The following is a 4,561-nucleotide window of genomic DNA, read 5'->3' as shown; positions in this document are numbered from 1 at the left end:
CCGCACGCTGAGCAGTCTGGTCTCGGACCTCGCCGGCTGGCGTGTCGTCTTCCTCGGCTCCGCCGCCCTGATGGCCGTCCTGGCCGTAGCATTGCGCGCGGCCCTGCCGCAGCACGCGCCGACCACGACCATCCCCTACCACCACGTGCTGCGCTCCACCCTCCGGCTGGTGCGCACGCACCCGGCACTCCTGCGCCGCGGTCTCTACCAGGCGGCGATGTTCGGCGCCTTCAGTGCCTTCTGGACCACGGTCTCCTTCGTCCTGACCGGCCCCCGCTTCCACTACTCCCCCGTCGGGGTCGGCGTGTTCGCCCTCGTCGGCGCGGCCGGAGCGGCCATCGCCCCGTTCGCCGGGCACTGGGCCGACCGTGGGCTCGTACGCCCCATGACCGGCATCGCCTTCGTGGTCGCCGCCCTGGCCTTCGCCCTCGCCGGGTTCGGCGGAGATAGCGTCGTACTGATCGCTCTGGCCGCGATCCTCATCGACATGGCCGTACAGACCACCCTGATCCTCGGCCAGCACACCGTCTACCAGCTCGACCCCACCGCCCGAGCCCGCCTCAACAGCGCCTTCATCGCCATGTTCTTCGTCGGCGGCGCGGTCGGATCGCAACTCGGCTCCGTCGTCTATCACTCCGGAGGCTGGACCGCCCTGACGGTCCTCGGCGCCGCCCTCCCCTTCTTGGCTCTCCTCTACTGGGCCACAGAGCGCCGACAGCGAGCGGCGGCGAAGCCGGGTACCGCAAGCCTGTAAGGTCGGCCGACCCCGGGGAAGCCACCCTGGCGGCCAGGCTTAAGATGCAGGTGAGAGGCATCTCGTCTGGCGGACGGTTGCTGTTTCCCGGGCGAAGGGACATGGCACGCTGGGGCAGCACTCACCTGGTTCCACACGTTCCGTCTCCTCCCAGCCACGCACTCGTACGAGGACCCCGCTTGGACCGTTTTCAGCAGCCGTTCCCCACTGACGGACCCGGTGGTGTACAGCCGCCCATACGGGGCCGGGAAGAGGAGCTGGACTTCATCGGCGGGCGGTTCGACGCGCTGGCTCAGGGCCGCGGCGGCATCGTGTGCGTCGAAGGTGCGCCCGGCAGCGGCAAGAGCCGTTTCCTGGCGGAGGCGCAGGCCGTCGCGGTGCGCCGTGGGCTGAGGGTGTTCCGGGGAGGCGCGGATCCCGACGGCCAGTTCGTTCCGCTGGGCCCGCTGCTGGACGGTCTGCTGACGGGCCCCGAGCCGTTGTTCGACATGGACAAGCTGCGTGACCTCGCGGCGGCGCCCGAGCAGCGGTTCTGGCTGTTGCAGGAGCTGCAGGACCGGCTGGAACAGGCGGCACTCAACACGTCACTGGTCATCGTCCTCGACGACGTCCAGTGGCTGGACGACGTGACACTTCTCGCCCTGCGCACGCTCTCGGCCCGCCTGTCCTCCCACGCGATCCTGTGGCTGGTTGCCGTCCGCAGCGGCACGAGGACACCCGGCGTGCGCACGACGTTGGACCGGCTGGATCAGGCCGGTGCCCATCGGCTCCGGCTCGGACCGCTGGCCGACACCGCGGTCGCCCAGATCACCGAGGACGTACTGGGAGCGCCCCCGGATCCGGCGACGCTGAGCGCCGCCCGCCGGGCGGAGGGCGTGCCGCTGCTCCTGGTAGAGCTGCTCCGCGGCATGCGCGACGAGCACTCGGTGATCGTCGCGCACGACGTGGCGCGTCTGACGGGCGGACACCTTCCCGAACGTTTCCAGACCTCCGTACGCCAGCGTCTCGACCAGCTCTCCGAACCGACCCGGGAGATGGTGCAGACCGCGTCCGCCGTCGGCCGCACGGTCACCGTCGACCTCCTGGCAGAGCTGCTCGACAAGCCGACGGCGACGCTGATCGCACCGGTGGAGGAGGCCCTCGACTCCCATCTGCTCGTCGAACGGAACGACCGGCTGCTGTTCCGCCACGACCTGATCCGCGAGGCCGTCGAGGGCAGCCTGCCCGTGTCCGTACGCCGGGCTCTGCGGTGCCATGCCGCCGACGTCCTGCTGGCGCGCGGGGCACCGGTCACCGAGGCGGCCGCCCTCCTCCTGGACAGTGCGCAGCCGGGTGACCGCAGGGCCGTGGAGCTGCTGAGAGCCGCCGCGGCGGAACTCGCGACGTCCGCGCCGTCGTCAGCGGTGGAACTCAGCCGCCAGGCGCTGGAACTCACCGCCGAGCAAGCCCCCGAGCAGCCGGCGATCATCGCCGAGACGATGCTGCTGCTCTGGCAGGCCGGACAGCCGGCGGAGGCTCAGGGGCTTGCCGCCACGGCCCCGCCTGGCAGCATGGAACCGGAGGACGAAGCGCGGGTGCGGCTCGGCCTGGCGCGGGTGTCCGGCCAGTACGACTTCACGGAGGCGGCTCGGCAGGCCGAGGCCGGGGCCGCTCTTCCCGGTATCCCGGCCTCGCTGCGGGCCCAGCTGCTTGCGCTGCGGTCCCTCGACCTGTCGATGGTGGGGGACTTCGAGGCGACCGCCGACGCCGTGTGCGATGCTCTTCAGGCCGCGGCGCAGGCTCAGGACAAGGCCGCCGAGGCCACCGCGGTCGCCGTCGACTCGGTCGTGCAGTTCTACCGGATGGACTGGACTGCCGCGTTCGAGTGTGCGGACCGGGCTTCGGCCCTGGCGACCGAAGTGGGGTTCGCCCATTCGCTGTGGGTGCCGGAGGCTCTGTGGACGGCGTTCCTGCTGAACGCGGCCGGCCGCTCGGTCGAGGCGCTCGCCGAGTCCGAGGCCGGTGTACGCGAGACCCAGCGGCAGGGCCAGGCCGCGGCCATGGGCCTGTGGATCATGAACAGGTCCCGGGTGCTGCTGGACGCGGGCCGGCTGGAGGATGCGCGGGCCGAGGCCGAGGCCGCGTCCGCGATGGCCGACGAACTGGGCATGGGCAACTTCGCCGACGCCACCCTCCTGTACACGCTGGTACGCGTCGCCCTGCACACGAACGATCTGAAGGCGGCGAGTGCGTACGCGGCCGACGTGAAGCGGATGCTGAACGACCCGGCAGTCCTCGTGCGCAACGTCGGCTCCTGGCTGCTGGCGCTGGTAGCGGACGCCGAGGACGATCCTGGCCGGGCCATGACGCTGCTCGACGAATCCTTCGGGACGTTCGACCTGGAGGGCCCTTCCCTGGCCAGTCCGGACGATCCGGCCGACGCAGCCGTCTTCGTCCGCATGGCCTTGCGGGCCGGCGCGCTGGAACGTGCCGCGGCCGCGGTCGCCGTGGCGGAGCGGCGGGCAGCCCTCAACCCGCAGTTCCCGATCCTGGCAGCGGCAGCCGCGCATGCCCGGGGGCTGCTCGACAACGACCTCGTTCTCCTCCTGCGTTCCGTCGAGTTGTACGAGGGCATCCCTCGGCTGATTCCACGGGCCTCAGCGCTCGAGGACACCGGGCGCAAGCTGGCCGCACGGCGCGTCGTCTACGCCGTGCCTCACCTCGACCAGGCACTCGACCTCTACACCCAGGCCGGGGCCGAGCGGGACGCCGCACGCGTCCGCCGTCGCCTGCGGGCCTTGGGGTCGCCTCGGCGCCGTTCGACGTCCAAGGGGTCCGTCACGGTGTGGCCGGAGCTGACCGCCTCGGAGGTTGCGGTGATCCGGTTGGTGGCGGAAGGCCTGACGAACCGGCAGGCCGCGGAGCGTCTCGCGATCTCACCGCACACCGTGAGCTCGCACCTGCGGCACGCGTTCACCAAGCTCGGCATCACCTCCCGGGTCGAACTCGCCCGCCTGGTGGACGCACGCGAACACACAGAGTGACTGGTTCGTATCCCACGCCCTCCCTCACGAGCGGCCGGACTCGTGTGATGCGCGGGTCCACGGTCCATCGGCAGAATCGCCACCTCGGGGAAGGGATCTGCTGCGGACGGGTGCGGTCACTCGTCGGCATGGGCTGAGCCCGGCTCCGGCAGGCGAGTGCGGGTCGGAAGGGGCGTACGTGGTGGGGTCAGGCGGGTTGCTGACCCGTAGCGGTCTGCGCGGCCGAGAGGCCGAACTCGAAGAACTTCACACACTGATCGCCTCGGTGGCCCGCACCGGAAGCGGCGCCTTGGCCCTGCTCCAGGGGGAACCGGGCATCGGTAAGACCACGCTGCTCGTCGAGGCCGTCGCCATGGCCAGGACAGCGGGATTCTCCGTCGGCCTCGGCAAGGCCGATGAGCTGCATCACATTGTGCCCCTCTCGTCGTTGGCGGCCTGCGTCCTGCACGGCGATCAGCCGCTGCTGTCCGGCGACGCCTTCGCCGATCTCGCGCGGAATCAGGATCAGCGGATCTGGCTGGTGGAGCGGCTCGCCGAGGCGATCGAAGCCAGAGCCGGCAGTGTGCCGGTGCTGATCGCCCTGGACGACGTGCAGTGGGCCGACCCGCTCAGCCGGTTCGCCCTGAAGCAGCTTCCGGCACGCCTGCGCACCTCGCCGGTCCTGTGGATGCTGGCCGGCCGACCGGACCCCGCCGGGCCGGCGGAAGAGATCGTTGCAGCCGCGTCCGACCGGATTCCGGCGGTCACTGTGCCCTTGGGGCCGCTGTCCGGCACGGCCATCCGT

General features: G+C 71.2%; 3 protein-coding genes. All 3 read left to right on the top strand.

Going from position 1 to position 4,561, the window contains the following annotated elements; translation table 11 throughout:
- Positions 1-754: MFS transporter (locus LE548_RS44660; RefSeq protein ID WP_225102770.1), on the top strand; the 754-nt coding region annotated here is incomplete at its 5' end.
- Between the two features lie 179 nt (positions 755-933).
- Positions 934-3,777, top strand: coding sequence for an AAA family ATPase (locus tag LE548_RS44655; RefSeq protein WP_225102769.1), 2,844 nt, complete (start codon positions 934-936; stop codon positions 3,775-3,777).
- A 265-nt stretch (positions 3,778-4,042) separates the two neighbouring features.
- Positions 4,043-4,561 (top strand): ATP-binding protein (locus LE548_RS44650; protein WP_374116266.1); only part of this gene is annotated, 519 nt, incomplete at its 3' end.

It is taken from the genome of Streptomyces sp. CoH27 (genome assembly GCF_020181035.1).
In the GTDB taxonomy this organism is placed as follows: domain Bacteria; phylum Actinomycetota; class Actinomycetes; order Streptomycetales; family Streptomycetaceae; genus Streptomyces; species Streptomyces camelliae.
Note: the sequence above shows the minus strand (reverse complement) of the source record. Positions and strands in the feature narration are given on the sequence as shown.